Below are 21,535 nucleotides of genomic sequence, written 5' to 3'. Positions count from 1 at the left end.
AAGGCGAAAGGATGGCGCGCCCGGCCAGCCTCCGCCGCCCGCCTCAGACCTGCGGTCGCACCGCCGCGGCCCCGGTTCCCGCGCCGAGCGGCAGGACGATGCGGCAGCTCAGCCCGTCCGGGCGGAAGGCGACGACTACCTGCGCCCGCAGGTCGTGGGGTAGCATGCGCTCCAGCACGTCCATGCCGAAGCCGTAGCGCCGCGTTTCCGGCCCGGCCAGCACCAGGCCGCTCTCCGTCCAGTCGAGTACCAGGACGGGATGGCCCTTCCGCTCCTCCGTCGTCCAGGAGATCGCGATCGTGCCGCTCTCCTGCGCGAGGGCGCCGAACTTGACCGCGTTGGTCGCCAGTTCGTGAAGGGCGAGCGCCAGGCGCTCGGCGGCTCGGGCGGGCACGAGGACCAAGGGGCCGTCGATCGTGAAGTCCTCGCCCTCGCGGGCGTGGTAGGCGACGAGTTCGTCGGCCACCAGCATGGACAGGCTGAGGTCGTCGATCGGGTTGCGGATGATCGCGCTCTGGATCCGCGAGACGGCGCCCAGCCGGCCCTCGAGATGCATGGCGTAGTCCTCCACGCTCTCGCTCGTCTCCGCGGAGCGCCGGGCGATCGCCCGGACCGTGGCCAGCGTGTTGCGGACCCGGTGCTGCAACTCGGAGAGCAGGTGGGCCTGCTGCGCCTGCAGCGTCTTCAGGTCGTGGATGTCGGTCGCGGTGCCGAACCATTCCCGTACCCGGCCCTCGGCGTCGCGGGCCGGCAGGGCGCGGGTCTCGAACCAGCGGTACTCGCCCGTCGCGGCCTGGAAGATGCGGTGCTCGACCTCCAGCCGGCCCTCCGTCTCGGCCCGGGCCCAGGCCGCCTCGGTCCGGTCCCGGTCGTCCGGATGGACGGCCGCGAGCCAGCCGCGGTCCAGGGCTCCCGCCGCGTCCTGGCCGGTGAAGCCCTGCCATTGCTGGCTCGACCAGACCCAGTCGCCACGGCCGCGCGCGCGCCAGACGAGCTGCGGGATCGTCTCGATCAGCAGGCGGAACCCGTCGTCCCGCGGTGCGGCGGCGGACGGGGCCGGTGCGGGCTCCGCTCGTGTCTCCCCCTTGGCCTCCTGCTCCATCCGGTCATTCATGGGTTGTCGCGTCCGCTGGGACGAACCACTCGCCGCTCGCGCCAGAGCCGATTTGCATCGAGCACAACCGACTACACGGCCACGGGTTCAACGGCGTCGAGGTGCCGCCCGATATGGTCGAAGTGCAGGTAGTTCGGCGTGAACAGCGAGGCGGCCTGCAAGGCTGCGAGGTCCGGTATCGTGAGGTTGCGCCCCTTCAGCACGATCAGCCCGGCGCGGCGCAGGTCCTGCAGCGTCCGGTTGATGTGCACCGTCGAGAGGCCCATCGCGTCCGCGAGGTCGGCCTGCGTCGTAGGCAGCACGCAGTGGTTGCCCTCCGTCAGCCCGACGCCCCTCAGCCGCAGGAACAGCTCGCACAGGAGGTGGCCGAGCCGCTCGCTGGCGGAGCGCTGGCCGAGATTGACCGTCCATTCCCGCTGGATCGAGGCCGAGACCAGCGTGTCCCACCACAGGGCCTGCATGATCCGCGGATGGCGCGCCGCGATGGCGCCGAGCGTGTCTCGCGAGACCTCCGCGTAGGTCGCGGGGGTGAGCGTGCCGATGGCGTGGTCCATCTCGCGCAGGACGTCGATATGAGTATCGCATAGGTCGCCCGGCACGAAGAGGGCGACGATCTGGCGCCTGCCGTCTTCCAGCTGCTTGTAGCGGCAGGCCCAGCCTTCGAGGACCAGGTTGACGTGGCCCGTGTGGTCACCCTCGCGGACGATGTCCTCACGGGGGCCGACGCGGCGGCGCTTTTCGCCGACGGCGCTCTCCAACGCTTCCCGGTCAGCCGCCGAGAGGTGGGTGTACAGTTCCAGCTTGCGGAGAAAATGCCGAGGCATCCGGTCCCTCGAACGGTCCTGTGCACGAGCCTAGTGCCGGTGCAACGCCTGAAAAACTCACGTGCGCTATTTTTTATGACACATCCTGTGGTCGTCGTAACGGCCAGGTTAATGAACTTCAGTTGTAGAAAGTCAGATCCCTAACCCAAGTTGCACCGGATCCCCTAGGTTGTTGGAGCTCAGGCCGGACAGGCTGAGGCCGATCAGGCGCGCGCTGCGGCGCAGAGGCAGCGCCTCGTCGAGCAGTGCGAGGGCCAGGCGCTCCAGCCCGGCGCGGTCGCCGACCGGCTCGGCGAGCGAGCGGGCGCGGGTCATCAGGGCGAAGTCGGAGAGCTTCAGCTTCAGCGTCACGGTCCGCCCGCGCACGCCCTTGGCCACGCTCGCCTGCCAGACCCGGTCGATCATAGGTTGCAGCCGCTCGGCCAGCACGGACCGGTCGGCCGTATCGTCGCCGAAGGTGGTCTCGGCGCCGATCGACTTGCGGACGCGGTGCGCCCGCACGGGCCGCGCGTCCATCCCGCGGGCGACCGCGTGGTAGTAGGGCGCTGCGCTCCCGAAATGCGCCGTCAGCTCCTCCAGCGAGCGCTCGCGCAGGTCGCGCCCGGTCTCGATGCCGAGCGCGCGCATCCGCGCCTCGGTGACCGGGCCGACCCCGTGGAAGCGGCCGATCGCCAGGGTCTCCACGAAGGCCGGCCCCATGGCGGGCGGGATCACGAACAGCGCGTCGGGCTTCCGGTGGTCCGAGGCGACCTTGGCCAGGAACTTGTTGTAGGAGACGCCCGCCGAGGCGACGAGGCCGGTCCGCTCCAGGATCTCCGCCCGGATCGCGCGCGCGACGGCGGTGGCACTCGGCAGGCCCTGCAGGTTCTCGGTGACGTCGAGATAAGCCTCGTCCAGGGCGACCGGCTCGATGATCGCGGTGTGCGCGGCGAAGATCGCCCGAATCTCCTCCGAGACCGCCCGGTAGACCTCGAAGCGCGGCTTGACGAAGACGATGTCCGGGCAGCGCCGCCGCGCCGTCACCGACGGCATGGCCGAGCGCACACCGTAGGCGCGGGCCTCGTAGCTCGCCGCGGCGACGACGCCGCGCTCGCGCGAGCCGCCCACCGCGATCGGGCGACCGCGTAAGGAGGGATCGTCGCGCTGCTCGACCGAGGCGTAGAAGGCATCCATGTCGATATGGATGATCTTGCGCGGATCGGGGTCCGTCTCGGGCGGCATCCTGGACTCGCGTCCGTGGCGGCGGGTTCGACTTTCGTTCTCTCGATGCGACCGGGGACCGGTCCGGTCAAGCAGGGCCTCGACGGTCGTCCACCGCCATAACGGAGGCGCCGTCACAACCGCGGGCGGTGCCGCAGGCTCGGCGGGGGAACCGGATTCCGGATTCGGGACCGACTGGGGATTCAGAACCGACTTGGCGGCGGCCGCCCGCGCGCTATCACCCTGGGCGGGTGCCCTCCGCCGGAGGGCTTGGTCGCGTGAGGGTCTCGGGAGCCATGATGCACTGGAGAAGGGGCGCCGCGTTGGCGGCGGCGGCGATCCTCGCGGGTGCCTGGAGCGCCGAAGCCGCGGCCGGCTGCATGCGCCGGGTCTACAACCGCTCGGCCTACCTGCTGGTGGCCAGCCGCGACGGCGGTCCGCCCGTCACGATCCTGCCCGGCCGGTCGGTGCCGCTCCGCCTGGAGCGGCCCGGAACGCTCAGCGTCGCCGCCTATTGCGACGGGGCCGGCCCCGGCGCGGGACCGCTCGCGCAGGCGAGCTTCAGCTACACGGCGGTGCAGGACCGGTGCTTCATCGATTTCGGCGACAGGCTGTTCGTGCCGCAGCTCGGGCGCGGCTTCACGGGCCGGCAGGGCACGGCGCCCTTCACGGTGAACAACCCCGAGCAGGGGGACGTCATCCTGGGCCCCTTCGCCAGCGAGGCCTGCCCGGTCCTGCGCCGGGGCGGGTAGGCCGTCGAGGAAGCGACCGGCCTATCCGGTCGCTCTCTGCGGGTCCCCGGGGCCGCCCCGGAGGATCAGGCCCGGTGGCGGACCGGCATGGTCCGGACGAGGCCGAGGGCGCCCGTCAGGAGGCCGAGATCGGCCGCGCCGCGCCACGCCGCGAGGGCGCCGCCGAGGATCAGGCAGGCCGAGACGAGGAGCGGATTCGCGAGCGGGGCGATGACGAGCGCCGCCGCGAACAGAACCGCGCTGAAGATTCGGAACAGGTGGGCGACGACCATCGGGCTGCCTTCCGCGCTCGCTGACGCGGCAGGCATCGGGCCGGCCGGGTTTCGCCCGTATGTCTTGGCCGTTCGGCCGCCCGTCCGCGGTGTGGGGGCGCACGTCCGTGCGCACCGTAGCATCCGTCCTGTGGCGCCCGCCTCAGAAGCCGAGCCGACCGATCGCCGGGAGCTTCACCGCCGGGCGGCGCAGGTCGAAGCCGGCGACGGCCCCGAGGATGTTGAGCTCGACACCCTCGACCCAGCCGAGCGTCAACCCGAGATAGCCGCCGAGATTGAGCCGGACCCCGGTGCCGGACGGCGTCGGGCCGAACCAGCGCCCGTCATACGGGAAGTCCTTGCCGATCGCGGTCGCCGGAAGGCTCGCGCGCATCTCGGGAACGGCCGCCATCACGGCGGCCACGAAGGTGTTCGAGTTCGGCCCCGGCCAGACCGTGTAGTCGCCGGGCGCGGCGTAGCGGTAGCCCGCGATCACCGCGCGGATGCGCGGGATCGCCGCCGCCGCCTCCGCGCCGTCGAGTCCCACGACGGTCTCCGGCACGCTGCCGAACCAGCGCCCGTCCGGCACGAAGCGGTCGATCCAGATCGGCCGGCCCCAGGCGGTGTAGTCGAAGCGGCTGTAGGTGCCGGCACCCTCCTCCTTCACCACGATCCAGGCATGGGTCGCGAGAATCCCGCGCCAGCTCACCGTGCGCGCCGAGAAGACCCGCACGAGGGCCTGACGGTGCGTGCGCGGATCGGGCAGCAGGCCCGCGCTGGAGCGGTCGGCCGAGCGCCAGTCGCCGCGCGCGCGGGCGGCGTAGAGCAGGGCGGAGACGGCGATCGGCATGAGGTAGAGGAGGACGAGCGCGAGAACGGCGATCCTGAGCACGCGGGGACCTGGGCGGGACGGGGAGCTTGGGCGGGCGTTCGGCGGATATGGTGCCGGCTCAGCGCCGCCGCGAGGGCCGCGGCGTTTCGCGGACAGATCGGAACCGTTATGAGGAGCCGCGCCCGCTCGGGACGCCGATGCTTTGGAGCCGCGCGGCCTTGGATCTTCTGAAACAGCTGAAGCGGCTGGGCACGGACGGACGACGCTGGCTGCGCCGCCCCGGCTCGGTCACCTGGGCCGCGCCGTTCAACGGCGGCGTCGCGGTGGCGCTCGAACCGGGTACGGCGCCCGATTCCGTGCGGATCGCCGTGCGGATGGGCGACGCGCCGGAGCGCGCGATCGAGGGCGTGGAGGTCTTCGCCGGGGACGGCGCGCCGCTCCTCGTCGCGCCGCTGCCCAGGGCCGGTGCGGGCAGCTGTACCTTGAGCGTTCAGACCGGGGGCCGGACGCACCGGCAGAGCTTCGTCCTCGGGCCCGGCCGCTACGCGGGCCGGATCGAGGGCGTGCGCGATTACGGCCTCGAAGGCTGGGTCTCGCCGCTCTTCCCCTGCGACACGCCCCGGGTTCAGCTCGTGATCGACGGCGAGGCTGGGGAGCCCGTCCCGCTCGACCGCTTCCGGCGCTTCCTGATGGCGGGCGGGGAGGGGGGCTGGAACGCCTTCCGCCTGCCGCTGCCGCCGCGCGTGCTGGACGGCTCCGAGCACCGGCTCGGCGTGCGCGCGGGCGAGACCCTGCTCGATCTCGGGTCCTGGCGCGCGCGGCCGAAATTCCACATCGAGACGGCAGGGTCGGATGGCCTCTCCGGCTGGTACTTCGACCGTTCCGCCGAGGACGCGCCGACGACGCTCAGGATCGTCACGGATGGGATCACCCGGGCGAGCGCCACCACCCACGCCCGGGCCGATCTCCGGGCCGCCTTCGGGCGCGGCTGGGCGAGCTTCGCCTTCGAGGAGCCGATCGAGCCCGGCAGCCTGCTCGTCGCCGGCCCCGAGGGCAGCGGCCGGGTCGTCGGCCGGGTCGGCAGCGATCTCCTCGGCCGGATCGGCGCGCACCGGGCGGAGGCGCGGGCCGCGCTTCTCGGCTCGGACGGGCGGGCGTCCGAAAGGGCCGCGCTCAGCCTCGCGCGGCGCCGGGCGCTGCGGGCGCGGATCCACGACGTCGAGCGCCGGGCGCCGACCGCTTCCATCGCTTTCCAGCCCGGCGCTGCGGCGGGTTCCGCGCCGAGCTTCACACCCGGCGAGGCGGTGCGCCCGACCGTGCAGCCGCCGCCGGTCTGCGCGATCGTGCCCGTCTATGACGGGCTCGCCGACCTCAGACTCTGCCTCGCCGCCCTGCTGCCGCAGCTCGCGCTCCGGCGCGTGCGGGCGATCCTCATCGACGACGCCTCGCCGGATCCCGAGGTCGGGCGCTATCTCGCGGAGCTTGAATCCCGGCGCTACCCGGGCCTGACCATCGTACGGAACGCCCAAAACCTCGGCTTCATCGCCACGGTGAACCGGGGGCTCGCGATGCTCGCCCGCGGCGAGGACGCGCTGCTCCTCAACGCCGACACGGTTCTGCCGCCGGGCGCGGTCGAGCGGCTGGCCCGCCACTGCCACGTGCGGCCCGGCATCGCCTCGGTGACGCCGATGTCGAACACCGCGACGATCCTGAGCTTCCCGAGCACGACGGAGCACAACCCCGCGCCGCTCGGCCTCGACGCCGCCGCGCTCGACGCCGCCTTCGCGGGGCACGGGGCGGAGCCGGTCGAGATCCCGACCGGCGTCGGATTCTGCATGCACCTCAACCGGGCCGCCCTCGACGAGGTCGGCCCGCTCTCCCTCGACTGGGGCCGCGGCTACTGCGAGGAGGTCGAGTGGTGCCTGACCGCCCGCGACCTCGGCTGGGTCCATCTCGCGGCGACCGACACCTTCGTCATGCACGAGGGTTCGGTCTCCTTCACCCCAGCGGCCCGGCTGGCGCTGCTCGCCGTCAACCACGCCCGCCTTGAAGCGCTCTACCCGGACTACGTTCCGGAACTCGAAGCCTTCACCCGCGCCGACCCGCTGGAGCCCCTGCGCGAGGCGGTTCTGCTGCGCCTGCTCGCCGGCCGCTTCGCGCGCCTGACGCTCCACCTGACCCACGGCTTCGGTGGAGGCACCAAGCGCTTCATCGCCGACCTCTGCGCCCTGCCGCGCGCCCCCGAGCACGAGGTCGCGGTGCTGCGCCCCGTCGACACCGACGGCGAGGACCGGCGCTGGGAGCTGAGCCTCGACCGGGCGGGCGTGAGCCTCACCCTCAAGGCCGACCGCATCGAGCCGCTTCTCGCCGGTCTGGAGGCGCGCGGTGTCGCGGTCGCCCTGCACGTCCATGCCCGCTTGTTCCTCACCGGCGACGTGCTGGCGGGGCTGCTCGACGGGCGCCGGCCCTACGCGGTGACGCTGCACGATTTCCAGTGGTACTGCCCGCGGGTGAATCTCACCGACGGCCGGCGCTTCTACTGCGGCGAGCCGCCCCCGCAGGTCTGCCAGATCTGCGTCGCGCGAGACCTCGACTACGATTTCGCCGACCAGGCGGGCCTGATCCAGTCGGACATGCCGGGCTTTCTCGCCTTCAACGCGCGCCTGCTGCGGGGCGCGAGCGCCCTGCTGGCGCCCTCACACGACACGGCCGGGCGCTACGCCCGACGTTTCGGCCTCACCGACATCGCGGTGGTGCCCCATCCCGAGCCTGACCCGAAACCCGTGCCGGACCGATCCCGCCGCGCCCGAAATCCGGGCGCGCCGCTCCACGTCGCGGTCGTGGGCGCCATCGCCGAGCACAAGGGCTACGAGATCCTGCTGCGGCTCTGCGAGCAGGCGGCGCGCGAGCGGGCGCCGCTCTTCCTCACGGTGATCGGCCACACGATCGACACGCCGCGCCTGCTGCGCTTCGGCAACGCGGCGGTCACCGGGCTCTACGCGCCGGAGGAACTGCCGCGGCTGCTCGCCGAGACCGATCCGGACCTCGTCTTCCTTCCGAGCGTCTGGCCCGAGACCTACTCCTACGTGCTCTCGGAGATCCGGGAGGCCGGCTACCCGACCGTGGCCTTCGATCTCGGCGCGCCGGCCGAGCGGATCCGGGCCGAGGGCGGCGGCCATCTGATCCCGCCGACACGGGACGCGAAGGTGCTGCTCGACGCGCTCCTGGCGCTCGGTGATCCACCGGCGCTGACGCCGGTACCGCGCCCGCCCGTGCTGAACCTGGAGGCGTACTACCGGGCCTGCGGGTTCTGAGCCCGCCCATCCCCTCGCTCCGCTTGCGGGGAGAGGGGCGAACCCCCCCGTCGGGGGCGAGCCGAGCGATCGATCCCGCAGGGATCGACGCGAGGGTGAGGGGGCGGTTCAGGAAGAGGCTCCTCCGGAGGCGCCCCCTCACCGTCGCCTGCGGCTCGCTCACCCGACGACAAGGTCGGCTGAGCCCTTTCCCCGCGCGGGGAGAGGGGATGGGCGGCCGTTCCGAAGCCTAATCCGGCTTCTTCTCCTCCCGCAGCTCCGGGAAATCCGCCTGCGTGAAGGCCTCGCCGCGGAAGGGGTCGTCGGTGCGTCCCTCGTGCTCCAGGCGGCGCAGCTGAACCCGGCGGATCTTGCCCGAGATCGTCTTCGGCAATTCTTCCACGAATTCGATGCCGCGCAGGCGCTTGAACGAGGCGAGCCGGGCGTTGGTGAAGCGGAACACGTCGAGCGCCGTCGCGCGCCCGCCCTCCGCCGTGCCGACCAGGGTGACGTAGGCCTTCGGCACCGTGTGACGGATCGCGTCGGGGGCCGGCACCACCGCGGCCTCGGCCACCGCCGGGTGCTCGATCAGCACGCTCTCCAGCTCGAACGGGCTGATCCGGTAGCCCGAGGACTTGAACACGTCGTCCGCCCGCCCGACGAAGGTGAAGCGCCCTTCCGCGTCGAGGAAGGCGACGTCGCCCGTGCGGTAGAGGGCGCCTTCCGCCCCCGAGAGGCGGCCCGCGCCGTCGTCGTAGCCCTGCATCAGCCCGGCCGGGCGCTCGTCGTCGAGCGCGAGGCAGACCTCGCCCTCGCTGGCGGGCTGGCCGTCGATGTCGAGCACCCGCGCGCGGTAGCCCGGCAGCGGGCGGCCCATCGAGCCCGGCTGCACCGGCTGGCCGGGCGTGTTGGCGACGAGCGCCGTCGTCTCGGTCTGGCCGTAGCCGTCGCGCACCGTGAGGCCCCAGGCCTCGCCGATCCGCTCGATGATCTCGGGGTTCAGCGGCTCGCCCGCGGCGCAGACCTCGCGCAGCGCGAGCTTTCGCGCCGTCAGGTCCTCCTGGATCACGAGGCGCCAGACGGTCGGCGGCGCGCACAGAGTCGTGGCGCCGCAGGCCGCGATGGCGTCGAGCAGCACCCGCGCGCTGAACGGTGCTTGGTTGACGACGAGGATCGTCGCGCCCGCGTTCCAGGGCGCGAAGAACGAGGACCAGGCGTGCTTGGCCCAGCCGGGCGAGGAGACGTTGCAGTGCACGTCCCCGGGCTGGAGACCGAGCCAGTACATGGTCGAGAGCGCGCCCACCGGGTAGGAGCGGTGGCTGTGGCGCACCAGCTTCGGCTTCGCGGTCGTGCCGGAGGTGAAGTAGAGGAGCAGCGGGTCATCCGCCTCCAAGGGAGCGTCCGGCGCGAAGCTCTCGGATTCCGAGAAGGCGGCCTCGTAGGCCGTCCAGCCCTCCGTTTCCGGCCCGGTGACGACGCGCAGCACCTTGGCCGTGTCGAGCCCCGCGAAGCGCGCGACCTGCTCGGGTCCCGCGACGATCATCCGGGCGCGCCCGCGCTCCAACCGGTCGGCGAGTTCCTCGGCGGTCAGCAGCGTGGTGGCGGGGATCACCACCGCGCCGAGCTTCATCGCGGCGAGCATCGTCTCCCAGAGCGCCGGCACGTTGCCGAGCAGCAGGAGCAGGTGGTCGCCGCGCCGGAGGCCGAGGCGGCGCAGGTGGTTGGCGACCTGATTGGAGCGGCGGCTCAGGTCCCCGAAGCTCAGCGCGAGGTCCGAGCCGGTCGCCGGCTCGACGATCCGCAGCGCCGCCCGGGCGCGGCTCTCCGGGTTGCCGGCGAGTTCCGCGTCGAACCAGTCGAGCGCCCAGTTGAACGGCACCGGGTCCGGCCAGCGGAAGCCATCATAGGCCGCCGCGTAGTCGGTGCGGTGAGCGAGAAGCAGGTCTCGGGCCTCACGAAAGCTCGGCATCGGCGCAATCTCCCAAGGCGTTGTGTCGAGGCGCTTCTTGCGGCCGGAACGGCCCGTCGCCCGTGTGCGGTCACCCGCGCGTGATCATCCTCGGACGATCAGCCGTGCGTGAACTTGGCCGGCCGCTTCTCCACGAAGGCGGCCATGCCCTCCTTCTGGTCCTGCGTGGCGAACATGGCGTGGAAGACGCGCCGCTCGAAGCGGACGCCCTCGGTCAGCGTGGTCTCGTAGGCGCGGTTGACCGCCTCCTTGGTCATCATCGCGATGGGCAGGGACATCGCGGCGACGATCTCGGCCACCCGCATCGCCTCGCCGAGCAACTCGGCGGCCGGCACCACCCGCGAGACCAGCCCCGCGCGCTCGGCCTCGGCCGCATCCATCATGCGCCCGGTCAGGCACATCTCCATCGCCTTCGACTTGCCGACGAAGCGGGTCAGGCGCTGGCTGCCGCCGATGCCCGGCATCACCCCGAGCTTGATCTCGGGCTGGCCGAACTGCGCCGTGTCGGCGGCCAGGATGAAGTCGCACATCATGGCGAGCTCGCAGCCCCCGCCGAGCGCGTAGCCCGAGACCGCGGCGATGATCGGGGTCCGTACCGCGGTGAAGCGCTCCCAGTCGGCGAAGCGGTCGCCCGCGTACATCTCGGCGTAGGTCGCCGCCTGCATCTCCTTGATGTCGGCGCCCGCCGCGAAAGCCTTCTCGGAGCCGGTGATCACGATGCAGCCGATCTCGGGATCGGCATCGGCCTTGGTCACGGCGTCGATGACCTCTGCCGTCAGTTGCCGGTTGATGGCGTTGAGCGCCTTCGGGCGGTTCAGCGTGAGCAGCAGGACGCGCCCGCGCGTCTCGGTGAGGATCGTCTCGTAGCTCATCGGCCCGCATCTCCCGCCTTGGTCCCGCGCAGCATACGGATGATGCCGGAAAAGTCCTCGCCCCCGTGCCCGAGCGCGTCGAACAGGGCGTAGAGCTGCGCGGCCTCGGCGCCGAGCGGGGTCGCGGCGCCGGCCGCCGCCGCCGCGGCCTGGGCGAGCCGCAGGTCCTTCAGCATCAGGGCGGCGGCGAAGCCCGGACGGTAGTCGTTGTTGGCCGGCGAGGCCGGGACCGGGCCGGGCACCGGGCAGTACGAGGTGAGCGACCAGCACTGGCCGGAGGACACCGAGGCCACGTCGAACAGGGCCTGATGCGAGAGCCCGAGCTTCTCCCCCAGCGCGAAGGCCTCGCCGACGCCGATCATCGAGATGCCGAGGATCATGTTGTTGCAGATCTTGGCGGCTTGGCCCGCGCCCGCCGCGCCGCAATGGAAGACCGCCTTGCCCATCTGCCGGAGGATCGGCTCGGCCCGGGCGAAGGCCTCCGCCGCGCCGCCCGCCATGAAGGTGAGCGTCCCGGCCTTGGCGCCGCCGGTGCCGCCGGAGACCGGCGCGTCGATCGAGGGGCAGCCGCGCGCCTCGGCCAGCGCGTGGGCGCGACGCGCGCTCTCGACATCGACGGTGGACGAATCGATCAGCAGCGTGCCCGCCGGCACGCTCTCGCAGAGCGCGCTCCAGACCTCCACCACGTGCCGCCCGGCCGGCAGCATCGTGACGACCGTGTCCACGCCCTGCGCGGCCTCCGCGGCCGAGCCCAGGACCGTGACGCCGGCCGCGCGCGCCGCCTCCAGAGAGGACGGCGCGAGGTCGAAGCCCAGCACCCGGTGCCCGGCCGCTACGAGGTTGGCCGCCATCGGCCCGCCCATGTTGCCGAGCCCGATGAACCCGATGGTCTGCGCCACGCGCTCCTCCCCTCTTGTCGGCAGGCTAGGTCCCGCCCTTCGAACCTGCGCCGCTTCCCGCCTCCGCAGAGGGGAGAGGGAATCGCGCGCCTTACGGGAATACCGGTGCCGCCCGCGGCTCCAACCACCCGGCGATCTTGGCCGGATCGACCGCCTCCAGCGTCGCCGGGTTCCAGCGCGGGTTCCGGTCCTTGTCGATCACGGCGGCGCGCACGCCCTCGCGGAAATCGCCCTCCGCCAGCACGGCCAGCGAGGCGTGGAACTCGCGCTCCAGGCAATCCTCCAGCGACCGCGCCGTGCGGCCGCGGCGCAGCAGGCAGAGGGTGAGGACGAGGCTCGCGGGCGATTTCTCGAGAAGCGTCGCGCACGTCTCCATCGCGAAGTCCGAGCCGTCCGCCTCGAGGGCGGCGAGGATCTCGTCCATCATGTCGAAGGCGAAGCAGCGGTCGATCACCGCGCGGTGCGCGCGGAGCGTGCCGGGCCCCGGATCCCGCGCGAGCGCCCGGATCGCCACCGCGACATCCTCCGCGTCCGCCTCCTCGGGCAATTCCGCGAGCGCGGCGACGAGGCGGGGCAGTGCGTCCACGGGCACCATCGCGTCGGCGAAGCCCGCATCGATCGCGTCGGCCGCGTCCATCGGCGCGCCGGTGAGGCCCAGATAGGTCCCGGTCTCGCCGGGCGCGCGGGGCAGGAGCCAGGTGGCGCCGACATCCGGCAGGTAGCCGATGCCTGTCTCGGGCATCGCGACGCGGGAGCGCTCGGTGACGATGCGGTGGCGGGCGTGGCCCGAGAGCCCGACGCCGCCGCCCATGGTCAGGCCGTCCATCACGGCGACGAATGGTTTTTCGTACGCCGCTATCCGCGAATCGAGTCGGTACTCGTCCCGCCAGAAACCGTCCGCGAAGGCGAGGTCGCCCTCGTAGAGCGAGCGGATGTCGCCGCCCGCGCAGAGGCCGCGCTCGCCCTCGCCGGTGAGCAGCACCGCGGCGATGCCGGGATCGACGGCGAAGCGGTCGAGCGCCGCGTCGATCTCGCCGACCATGCCGTGCGTGAGGGCGTTCAGCGCCCGCGGGCGGTTCAGGCGGATGCGGCCGAGGCGGCCCGTGCTCTCGATGAGAACGTCGCCCATCAGCGGCTCCCGACGAGCTGGCGGGCGATGATCATCCGCATGATTTCGTTGGTGCCCTCCAGGATCTGGTGCACGCGCAGGTCGCGGACGATCTTCTCGATGCCGTACTCGGCGAGGTAGCCGTAGCCGCCGTGGAGCTGCAGCGCCTCGTTGGCGACCCGGAAGGCGGCGTCGGTGACGTGGCGCTTGGCCATGGCACAGAGCGAGGTCGCCTCCGGGGCGCCCGCATCGAGCGCGGCGGCCGCGTGGCGCAGGAAGGCGCGCGAGACCTCCAGGTCGGTCGCCATGTCGGCGACGCGGAACTGCAGGGCCTGCATGTCGGCGAGCCGGGTGCCGAAGGCGCGCCGGTCCGCCATGTAGGCAAGCGTCCGGTCGAGGGCGCCCTGCGCCCCGCCGAGCGCGCAGGCTGCGATGTTGAGCCTGCCACCGTCGAGGCCCGCGAGCGCGATCTTGAAGCCCTGGCCCTCGTCGCCGACGCGGTTCGCCACGGGCACCCGCACGCCATCGAGGCGCACCGCCCGGGTCGGCTGGGCGTTCCAGCCCATCTTGCGCTCGTTCGCCCCGAAGGAGAGGCCGGGCGCATCCTTCTCCACGAGGATCGCCGAGACACCGTTCGGGCCCGGCCCTCCGGTACGGGCCATGACGAGGTAGAGGTCGCTCGCCCCGGCACCCGAGATGAACTGCTTCTCGCCGGTGATGACGTAGTGGTCGCCGTCCCGCTCGGCGCGGGTGCGGAGCGCCGCTGCGTCCGACCCCGAGCCCGGCTCGGTCAGGCAGTAGCTCGCGATCCGCTCCATCGTGGCGAGGCCGGGCAGCCAAGCCTCCCGCTGCGCCGCGCTGCCGAAGCGGTCGACGATGACGGCCGTGAGATTGTGGATCGACAGGAAGGCCGCCACCGTGGGGCAGGCCGCGCCGAGCGCCTCGAAGATGATGGCGGCGTCGGTGCGGGTCAGGCCGGAGCCGCCGACATCCTCCCGCACGGTGATCGCCGCCATGCCCAGCGCCGCCGCCGCCCGCAGGGTCTCGACGGGGAAATGCTTGCGCTCGTCCCAGTCGAGGGCGTGCGGGGCGATGTGCTCGGCCGCGAAGCCGGCGGCCATCTCGCGGATCGCGACTTGGTCTTCGGTGAGGCCGAACGTCATCGGGGAAGGCCCTCATTCCATCGTCCGCAACGCTCCCTCCCCCTCTGCGGGGGAGGGTGGCCGGCCGTCAGGCCGGGTCGGGAGAGGGGTGAGCGGTGCCGGATCGGGCTGCGCCCTTCATGAAGGCCGCGCCTATACCTGAAGCGCCGTCCCCTCTCTGCGGTACTTCGTCCCGACCGTCTCGCTTCGCTCGGCACCCTCCCCCGTAGAGGGGGGAGGGTGATGTCGGTCAGCGCATCGTCGGGATCGAGAACTCGGCGCCGCTCTTGATGCCGGAGGGCCAGCGCTGTGTCACGGTCTTGGTCTTGGTGTAGAAGCGGACCGAGTCCGGGCCGTGCTGGTTGAGGTCGCCGAAGCCCGAACGCTTCCAGCCGCCGAAGGTGTGGTAGGCGATCGGAACCGGGATCGGCACGTTGACGCCGACCATGCCGACATTGACCCGGGCGGTGAAGTCGCGCGCCGCGTCGCCGTCCTGGGTGAAGATTGCGACGCCGTTGCCGTACTGGTGCGTCGAGGGCAGCGCCAGCGCCTCCTCGTAGCTCTGCGCGCGGACGACCGAGAGCACCGGCCCGAAGATCTCCTCCTTGTAGATCGTCATGTCGGGGGTGACACGGTCGAACAGCGAGCCGCCGAGATAGAAGCCGTTCTCGTAACCCTGGAGCTTGAAGCCGCGGCCATCGACGGCGAGCTTCGCGCCCTCGCGCACGCCGGTCTCGATGTAGCCCTTCACCTTCTCGACGGCGTCGCGCGTGACGAGCGGGCCGTAATCGGCGCTCTCGTCGTGCGACGGGCCGATCTTCAGGCTCTCGACGCGGGGGATCAGCCGCTCCATCAGCGCGTCGGCGGTCCGCTCGCCCACCGGCACCGCCACCGAGATCGCCATGCAGCGCTCGCCGGCCGAGCCGTAGCCGGCGCCGATCAGCGCATCGACCGCTTGGTCGAGGTTGGCGTCCGGCATGACGATCATGTGGTTCTTGGCGCCGCCGAAGCACTGGGCGCGCTTGCCGGTCTGCGCGGCGCGCACGTAGATGTACTCGGCGATCGACGAGGAGCCGACGAAGCCCACCGCCCGGATGTCCTCGTCGTCGAGGATCGCGTCGACCGCCTCCTTGTCGCCGTTGACCACGTTGAGCACGCCCGGCGGCAGGCCGGCCTCGGAGAAGATCTCGGCGATGCGCAGCGGCACGCTCGGGTCGCGCTCGGAGGGCTTCAGGATGAAGCTGTTGCCGCAGGCGATGGCCGGGGCGCATTTCCAGAGCGGGATCATCGCCGGGAAGTTGAAGGGCGTGATGCCCGCCACCACGCCGAGGGGCTGGCGCAGGGAGTAGACGTCGATGCCGGTGCCGGCGCTCTCGGTGTACTCGCCCTTGAGCAGGTGCGGGATGCCGCAGGCGAACTCCACCACCTCGACGCCGCGCTGGATGTCGCCCTTGGCGTCCGGCACCGTCTTGCCGTGCTCGGAGGCCAAGAGCTCGGCGAGTTCCTGGTTGTAGCCGCGGATCAGTTCGAGGAAGCGCATCATCACGCGGGCGCGCTTCTGCGGGTTCTGGGCGGCCCAGGCGCCTTGCGCGGCGGCCGCGCTCTGGACGGCGCGGCGCATCTCGGCCCGGCTCGCCAGCGCGACCTTGGCCTGGACCTCGCCGGTCGAGGGGTGGAACACGTCGGCGAAGCGCCCGCTCTCGCCCTGGACGATCCGGCCGTCGATGTAATGCCCGATGGTGCGCATGCGCGCTCCTCCCGTGGTCGTTTCCTCGTTTGTTGGCGCGCAGCCTACCAGCCCGCCTTGGGCGATAAAGTTGGACGCGCTCGCAGCCGTTGTGCATTCTCGCACAATGTAAGGGAAGAGGCGCGGTAGGGGAGAGGCGGTCGTGCGGAAGCGGGCGGGGGCCAACTGGGACGACCTGCGCTTCTTCCTGGCGGTGGCGCGCACCGGCACGCTGACGGCCGCCGCGCAGCTGACGGGGACCGAGCACACAACCGTCGCCCGCCGCATCCAGGCCCTTGAGGAGGGGCTCGACCGCTCGCTGTTCCACCGGAGCAATCTCGGCTACGCGCTGACCGAGGTGGGCGAAGGGCTTCTCGCGACGGCCGAGGCGATGGAGAGCGCCTTCCTGTCGGCCAGCGCCGCGCCGAAGGCGGGACGTACGGTCTCGGGCACGGTGCGGGTCGGCGCGCCGGACGGGTTCGGCAGCGTGTTCCTGGCGCCTCGCGCCCACCGGCTGACCCGCCAGCACCCGGACCTGGAGATCGAGATCCTGGCCACCGCCCGGATCTTCAGCCTCTCGAAGCGCGAGGCCGACATCGTGATCAGCCTGTCAAGCCCGCAGCAGGCCCGGGTGGTGACGCGGCGCCTCACCGATTACCGCCTCTGCGTCTACGCCGCGCCGAGCTACCTCGCGGCGGCCGAGCCGATCCGGGCGGTCGCCGATCTCGGGCGCCACCCCTTCGTCGGCTACATCGAGGACATGCTGTTCGCGCGCGAACTGAATTACCTCAGCGTGGTCGGCCCGGAGACGGTGGCGCAGATCCGCAGCACCAACCTGCTGGCCCAGGTCCACGCGACGCTCGCGGGCGCGGGGCTCTGCATCCTGCCGGCCTTCATCGCCGCGACCTATCCGGGTCTGGTGCCGGTACTGCCGGACGCGCTCGCCCTCTCCCGCGCCTTCCACATGCACATCCATGAGGACAACCGGAAGGCGCCCCACATCCGCGCGGTCGCGGCCTTCATCGCCCGCGAGGTCGAGGCGGCCCAGGGGCTGTTCTCCGGCGCGGGCGCGGTCTAGCGTCGCCGCCGATCAACGAAGAGGCCGCCGGACACGGGCGGCGCACCCTGGAGGAACCATGGCCCACGCGATCGCTCTGCCGCGCCTGATGCGGATCGGCGCCGGGGCCTCGGCGCTGCTGCCGGAGGTGCTGGCGCAGCTCGGCCTGAGCCGCCCCTTCATCGTCACCGACCCCTATCTCGCCCGCAGCGGGCGGGTCGAGGCGCTGGTCGCGGGCCTGCGGGGCGCGGGGCTCGAGGCCGCCGTGTTCAGCGACACGGTGCCGGACCCGACCGTCGCCTCGGTCGATGCGGCGCTCGCCGCGCTCCAAGCCGGTGACCACGACTGCGTGGTGGGCTTCGGCGGCGGCAGCCCGATGGACACGGCCAAGGCCGTGGCGGTGCTGGCCCGGTTCGGCGGCGCCATGCGCGCCTACAAGGCTCCCCACCTCCAGGACGCGCCGGGACTGCCGATCATCGCGATCCCGACCACCGCCGGTACCGGCTCGGAGGCGACGCGCTTCACCATCGTGACGGACGCGGAGACCGACGAGAAGATGCTGTGCATCGGGCTCGCCTACCTGCCGGTGGCGGCGCTCGTCGATTACGAGCTGACGCTGACGAAGCCCCGCCGGCTCACGGCGGACACAGGCATCGACGCGCTCACCCACGCGATCGAGGCCTACGTCTCGAAGCGCGCCAACCCGTTCTCGGACGGCATGGCGCTGGCGGCCATGCGGGCGATCGCGCCGAACCTGCGCCGGGTCTGGGCCGATCCCGGCGACCGGCCGGCGCGCGAGGCGATGATGGTCGGCGCGACGCAGGCCGGCATCGCCTTCTCGAACAGCTCGGTCGCGCTGGTGCACGGGATGAGCCGGCCGATCGGCGCGCATTTCCACGTCGCGCACGGGCTCTCGAACGCGATGCTGCTTCCGGCCGTCACCGCCTTCTCGGCACCGGCCGCGCTCGCCCGCTACGGGGCCTGCGCCCGCGCCATGGGTGTGGCGGCGGAAGGGGAGGGCGACGGGCTCGCCGTCGAGCGCCTGATCGCGGAGCTGCGGGCGCTCAACGCCGAGCTGGAGGTCCCGAGCCCGGCAGCCTACGGCCTCGACCAGGGCCGCTGGCGCGAGTTGACGCCGCTGATGGCGCGCCAGGCGCTGGCCTCCGGCTCGCCCGCCAACAACCCGGTCGAGCCGAGCGCGGCCGAGATCGAGGCGCTCTACGCAGAGGTCTGGGCGAGCTGAGGGGTCCCGCTCAGGCGGCTGTGCGGCGGCGGCCGAGCGCGCGCGAGCGCTCCCGCGCGGCGCGCGCCGCCTGTTCGGCATTGCGGAACAGGGTGCCGTCGAGGCTGTCGAAGGCGCGGGCCGAGGAGAAGAAGCGCACGCCGTGCTCCTCGGGGACGGCGATGCCGACGGCGGTCTCGCCCACCTCGATGATGCGGGTCGGGGCCGCCGCGCTCTGCACGCGCACGTCCGCGCGCGCCTCCGCGAACGGGTCGGCGACGAAGGGATGGGTCATCTGGCAGAATGCTCCTGCGAGCCGGCCAGGGGCCGGACTGTCTGCGGTGTCGGGGGCTTGAGAGGGGCGGAACCCGCGCGGGCGGGCGGCTCAGCGCCGACAGCGAGCACCGGATCGGCCCAGAAGGCTGCACCGGGAGCGGAGAATATCAACATACGATAAGGTCACGCGATGTCCTCCTGAAGAAGGACCACGAAGCCTTGGTTAAAGCCAACGACCACGTGGTGCTTTAGCGTTTGTTATCGCGGCGCAAGCTACGCTCTTCAAATCACCGCGGCCCGAAGCTGCAAGTCCAACCTCGGACACCTGTAAGATGTGCGTGTTACCGTTCCGCGTCAACGGAATGGTCTTTTGAAATTCCGGCCTAGCCTGGGAGGAAATCGGGTTATGGCCGAGCTTCGCGCCGGGTTTCTGCCCGGCGCGCCGGATCGAGTGATGCGTCCGGAACTCCCGGTCGTGATCGGCGCGGCTCGGTCGAGCCGCGCCGATACCGACTATACTGGGCCGGCGCCCGCGATGATCCGGGCCAGCGCCGGATAATCGGACACCACCCGCTCCGCGCCCGCGGCCGTGAGGTCGGCGCCGAGCGGGTCGTGGCCCCAGTGCCCGCCGCCCGTGAAGCCGACCACCCGCATCCCGGCCGCCCGCGCCGCGGTGACGCCCGGGACGCTGTCCTCGATCACGAGGCAGGCTTCCGGGGGGAAGCCCATCCGGGCGGCGGCGTGCAGGAACAGGTCCGGGAAAGGCTTGCCGCGGGTCACCTCGACCGAGGAGAAGATCCGGCCCTCGAAGAGCGGCAGCAGCCCGGTCAGGCCGAGCGAGTGCCGCAGCCGGACGGGATCGCTGCTCGACGCCACGCAGCTCGGCCGATCGAGCACTGCGATCGCCTCAGCGGCGCCCGCCATGGCCCGCAGCTCCGCGTCGAAGGCCCGAAGGGTCTCGGCCTTCACCGCCTCCACGAAGCCCTCCGGGGCCGTGACGCCGTAGTCGCGGGCGACGTGCTGCATGATCGAGGTCATCGCGGTGCCGGCAAACCGCGCCCGCACGGTCTCGACGTCGATGTCCACGCCGATCCGGTTGAGCCCGGCCGTGAGACAGGCGAGGCTGATCGGCTCGCTGTCGACGAGCACGCCGTCGCAGTCGAAGATCACCAGGTCCGGGCGCCGCGCGCCGGCCTCGTCCGCCTGAGGGTTCACCGCATCGTCCTGTGGGAAAAGCGCGCGCCCCTCTCGCACGGGCGGCCCGTCGCCGCAACGCGGGGTGGCATCGCCCGTCTTGCGCTGGCCCCGGCGTGGCCGTACGCCACCGCGTCCGGGCCGAGGTCCGGGCAGGCCCCGGATCGTCAGGACCCCGCGCGATGCTCCGTTTCCTCAGCCGCTTCCTCGGCTTTCTGTGCCTGGCCGGCGGCTTCGTGGCGCTGGTCTACGACGGGGCGCGCTCGATCGCCAACAACGGCCTGCGGGTGACCTCGCTCTCGGACGTGTTCCTCACCCTGTTCAAGGACAAGGCCGCGGGCCTCCAGGCGAGCGTCCAGGGCGTGGCGCCCTGGCTCTGGGATCTGGCCGTGCTGCCGCTGACGCTGGCGCCCGCCTCGCTGATCGGCCTCGTGCTCGGCGCGGTGCTGCTCTGGCTCGGGCAGCCGCCACGCGAGCCGATCGGGTTCCTCACCCGGCCGTGAGACGGGCCTCCGCCTCGGCGAGGCGGCCCTTGAGATCCGCGATCTCGGCGAGCAGCCGGTAGCGCTCACTCACGTCGAGCTGGGAGGCGAAGAAGTAGCGCAGCGCGCCCGCATCGTCGTGGACCGGGCCCAGATAGAGGGCGTTGCGGAAGGTGGTCCCGTCCCGGCGGTAGTTCAGCAGGTCGATCGTGAGCGCCGTCTCGTTCCGGACCGCCTCGCGGATCCGGGCCACCGCCCCTGGGTTGGTCTCCGGACCCTGGAGGAAGCGGCAGTTGCGCCCCATCACCTCGAACCGCTCGTAGCCCGTCAGCGCCAGGAAGGCATTGTTGGCGAACACGATCGGGTTGTCGAACTGGTGCGGGTCCGTGACGATCATCGGCATCCGCGTGGCGCGGATCGCCGCCGCGAAGGGGTCGCCGCGGTGCGACTCGCCCTGCAGGCGATCGAGCAGACGCCCGGGACCGGCTGCCTCCACGCTCATCCTCACCCCCGGCTGCCCGCCGCGCGCCACCGCGGCACCCTGCATCAAGGTCGCGCGCTACCCACGCGATCCTCGATTACCCATATCAGGCATCGAACCCGAGAGACTATCGGAGATCCCCATGTTTCTGTTCCGCAAGCGGCCCGAGATGCCGACGGCGGCCGAAGCCCTGCCGGGGCGCGAGACTCCGCTGCCGACTGCCGAGCGGCACTTCGTCAACGGCAACCCGCTCAAGGGGCCCTATCCGGAAGGCACCGAGACGATCGTCCTCGGCCTCGGCTGCTTCTGGGGCGCCGAGCGCCGGTTCTGGCAGCTGCCCGAGGGCGTGTTCGTCACCGCCGTGGGCTACGCGGGCGGCCACACGCCGAACCCGACCTACGAGGAGGTCTGCACCGGGCTCACCGGCCACAACGAGGTGGTGCTCGTGGCCTTCGATCCCGCCGTGCTGCCGCTCGAAGCCGTGCTGAAGACCTTCTTCGAGAGCCACGACCCGACGCAGGGCATGCGCCAGGGCAACGATGTCGGCACCCAGTACCGCTCCGGCATCTACACGAGCGGCCCGGACCAGGAGGAGACGGCGCGGGCGGTGCGCCAGGCCTATGCGGGCGCCCTGAAGGCGCAGGGCTTCCCGGATGTCACCACCGAGATCCGGCCGCTCGAGGAGTTCTACTTCGCGGAGGCCTACCACCAGCAGTACCTCGCCAAGAATCCGGGCGGCTATTGCGGACTGGGCGGGACCGGCGTGAGCTGTCCGGTCGGGACGGGCGTCGCCGCCTGACGATCCCGGCGGCCGAGCTTCGTCTTGCCGCTGTCGCCGCCC

General features: G+C 72.1%; 20 protein-coding genes. 6 read left to right on the top strand and 14 right to left on the bottom strand.

Annotated features, from left to right (window positions below; translation table 11 throughout):
• Window positions 1-43: 43 nt before the first annotated feature.
• From DK427_RS00880 to dinB, 3 genes are all read right to left on the bottom strand, one after another.
• The gene (locus DK427_RS00880; RefSeq protein ID WP_109949617.1) at window positions 44-1,114 is read right to left on the bottom strand and encodes a sensor histidine kinase; all 1,071 of its coding nucleotides are present in this window, start codon (window positions 1,112-1,114) and stop codon (window positions 44-46) included.
• A gap of 71 nt (window positions 1,115-1,185) precedes the next feature.
• Window positions 1,186-1,938: a Crp/Fnr family transcriptional regulator gene (locus DK427_RS00875; RefSeq protein WP_109949616.1), complete on the bottom strand. Its 753-nt coding sequence runs from the start codon at window positions 1,936-1,938 to the stop codon at window positions 1,186-1,188.
• 132 nt (window positions 1,939-2,070) lie between these two features.
• On the bottom strand, window positions 2,071-3,159 hold the full coding sequence (gene dinB / locus DK427_RS00870; protein ID WP_109949615.1) for a DNA polymerase IV: 1,089 nt from the start codon (window positions 3,157-3,159) through the stop codon (window positions 2,071-2,073).
• Between the two features lie 275 nt (window positions 3,160-3,434).
• Here dinB and DK427_RS00865 point away from each other — a divergent pair, with 275 nt between their 5' ends.
• Window positions 3,435-3,890 (top strand): hypothetical protein, encoded by a 456-nt coding sequence (locus DK427_RS00865; RefSeq protein WP_245930740.1) that lies wholly within the window; start codon window positions 3,435-3,437, stop codon window positions 3,888-3,890.
• Between the two features lie 65 nt (window positions 3,891-3,955).
• Here the strand turns inward: DK427_RS00865 and DK427_RS00860 are convergent, their stop codons facing one another.
• Together DK427_RS00860 and DK427_RS00855 are read right to left on the bottom strand one after the other, a co-directional pair.
• Complete coding sequence (locus DK427_RS00860) at window positions 3,956-4,162, bottom strand: hypothetical protein (protein WP_109949614.1); 207 nt, start codon at window positions 4,160-4,162, stop codon at window positions 3,956-3,958.
• 142 nt (window positions 4,163-4,304) lie between these two features.
• A complete protein-coding gene (locus tag DK427_RS00855; RefSeq protein ID WP_109953909.1) occupies window positions 4,305-4,991 on the bottom strand; it encodes a DUF3750 domain-containing protein in 687 nt (228 codons plus the stop codon).
• Between the two features lie 200 nt (window positions 4,992-5,191).
• Between DK427_RS00855 and DK427_RS00850 the strand changes: the two genes are divergently transcribed.
• Window positions 5,192-8,287, top strand: a complete 3,096-nt coding sequence (locus DK427_RS00850) for a glycosyltransferase (RefSeq protein ID WP_162559634.1) — start codon at window positions 5,192-5,194, stop codon at window positions 8,285-8,287.
• Window positions 8,288-8,516: 229 nt separating this feature from the next.
• On the opposite strand, the gene DK427_RS00845 is transcribed toward DK427_RS00850, so the two are convergent.
• From DK427_RS00845 to DK427_RS00820, 6 genes are all read right to left on the bottom strand, one after another.
• Complete coding sequence (locus DK427_RS00845) at window positions 8,517-10,235, bottom strand: AMP-binding protein (RefSeq protein ID WP_109949612.1); 1,719 nt, start codon at window positions 10,233-10,235, stop codon at window positions 8,517-8,519.
• A gap of 98 nt (window positions 10,236-10,333) precedes the next feature.
• Window positions 10,334-11,107: an enoyl-CoA hydratase gene (locus tag DK427_RS00840; protein ID WP_109949611.1), complete on the bottom strand. Its 774-nt coding sequence runs from the start codon at window positions 11,105-11,107 to the stop codon at window positions 10,334-10,336.
• Window positions 11,104-12,006: a 3-hydroxyisobutyrate dehydrogenase gene (gene mmsB / locus DK427_RS00835; RefSeq protein WP_109949610.1), complete on the bottom strand. Its 903-nt coding sequence runs from the start codon at window positions 12,004-12,006 to the stop codon at window positions 11,104-11,106. Before mmsB ends, DK427_RS00840 begins: the two co-directional genes overlap by 4 nt.
• A gap of 91 nt (window positions 12,007-12,097) precedes the next feature.
• Window positions 12,098-13,135, bottom strand: coding sequence for an enoyl-CoA hydratase/isomerase family protein (locus DK427_RS00830; RefSeq protein ID WP_109949609.1), 1,038 nt, complete (start codon window positions 13,133-13,135; stop codon window positions 12,098-12,100).
• Window positions 13,135-14,277: an acyl-CoA dehydrogenase family protein gene (locus tag DK427_RS00825; RefSeq protein WP_109949608.1), complete on the bottom strand. Its 1,143-nt coding sequence runs from the start codon at window positions 14,275-14,277 to the stop codon at window positions 13,135-13,137. Before DK427_RS00825 ends, DK427_RS00830 begins: the two co-directional genes overlap by 1 nt.
• A 229-nt stretch (window positions 14,278-14,506) precedes the next feature.
• Complete coding sequence (locus tag DK427_RS00820) at window positions 14,507-16,003, bottom strand: CoA-acylating methylmalonate-semialdehyde dehydrogenase (protein WP_109949607.1); 1,497 nt, start codon at window positions 16,001-16,003, stop codon at window positions 14,507-14,509.
• 142 nt (window positions 16,004-16,145) lie between these two features.
• Between DK427_RS00820 and DK427_RS00815 the strand changes: the two genes are divergently transcribed.
• Together DK427_RS00815 and DK427_RS00810 are read left to right on the top strand one after the other, a co-directional pair.
• The gene (locus tag DK427_RS00815; RefSeq protein WP_109949606.1) at window positions 16,146-17,060 is read left to right on the top strand and encodes a LysR family transcriptional regulator; all 915 of its coding nucleotides are present in this window, start codon (window positions 16,146-16,148) and stop codon (window positions 17,058-17,060) included.
• A 58-nt stretch (window positions 17,061-17,118) separates the two neighbouring features.
• Window positions 17,119-18,282, top strand: a complete 1,164-nt coding sequence (locus DK427_RS00810) for an iron-containing alcohol dehydrogenase (RefSeq protein ID WP_109949605.1) — start codon at window positions 17,119-17,121, stop codon at window positions 18,280-18,282.
• Between the two features lie 10 nt (window positions 18,283-18,292).
• On the opposite strand, the gene DK427_RS00805 is transcribed toward DK427_RS00810, so the two are convergent.
• Together DK427_RS00805 and DK427_RS00800 are read right to left on the bottom strand one after the other, a co-directional pair.
• A complete protein-coding gene (locus DK427_RS00805; protein WP_245930739.1) occupies window positions 18,293-18,556 on the bottom strand; it encodes a hypothetical protein in 264 nt (87 codons plus the stop codon).
• Window positions 18,557-19,050: 494 nt separating this feature from the next.
• Window positions 19,051-19,752 carry an HAD family hydrolase gene (locus DK427_RS00800; RefSeq protein WP_245930738.1) on the bottom strand — a complete coding sequence of 234 codons (702 nt, stop codon included), beginning with the start codon at window positions 19,750-19,752 and terminating at the stop codon, window positions 19,051-19,053.
• A gap of 161 nt (window positions 19,753-19,913) precedes the next feature.
• On the opposite strand from DK427_RS00800, the gene DK427_RS00795 reads away from it, so the two are divergent.
• Complete coding sequence (locus tag DK427_RS00795) at window positions 19,914-20,234, top strand: PetM family of cytochrome b6f complex subunit 7 (RefSeq protein ID WP_109949604.1); 321 nt, start codon at window positions 19,914-19,916, stop codon at window positions 20,232-20,234.
• Here the strand turns inward: DK427_RS00795 and DK427_RS00790 are convergent.
• Complete coding sequence (locus DK427_RS00790; RefSeq protein WP_109953906.1) at window positions 20,221-20,715, bottom strand: PAS domain-containing protein; 495 nt, start codon at window positions 20,713-20,715, stop codon at window positions 20,221-20,223. The genes DK427_RS00795 and DK427_RS00790 overlap by 14 nt on opposite strands.
• Before the next feature lie 121 nt (window positions 20,716-20,836).
• Between DK427_RS00790 and msrA the strand changes: the two genes are divergently transcribed.
• Complete coding sequence (gene msrA, locus DK427_RS00785; protein ID WP_109949603.1) at window positions 20,837-21,493, top strand: peptide-methionine (S)-S-oxide reductase MsrA; 657 nt, start codon at window positions 20,837-20,839, stop codon at window positions 21,491-21,493.
• Window positions 21,494-21,535: the final 42 nt, after the last annotated feature.

It is taken from the genome of Methylobacterium radiodurans (assembly GCF_003173735.1).
Taxonomy (GTDB): Bacteria; Pseudomonadota; Alphaproteobacteria; order Rhizobiales; family Beijerinckiaceae; genus Methylobacterium; species Methylobacterium radiodurans.
Note: the sequence above shows the minus strand (reverse complement) of the source record. Positions and strands in the feature narration are given on the sequence as shown.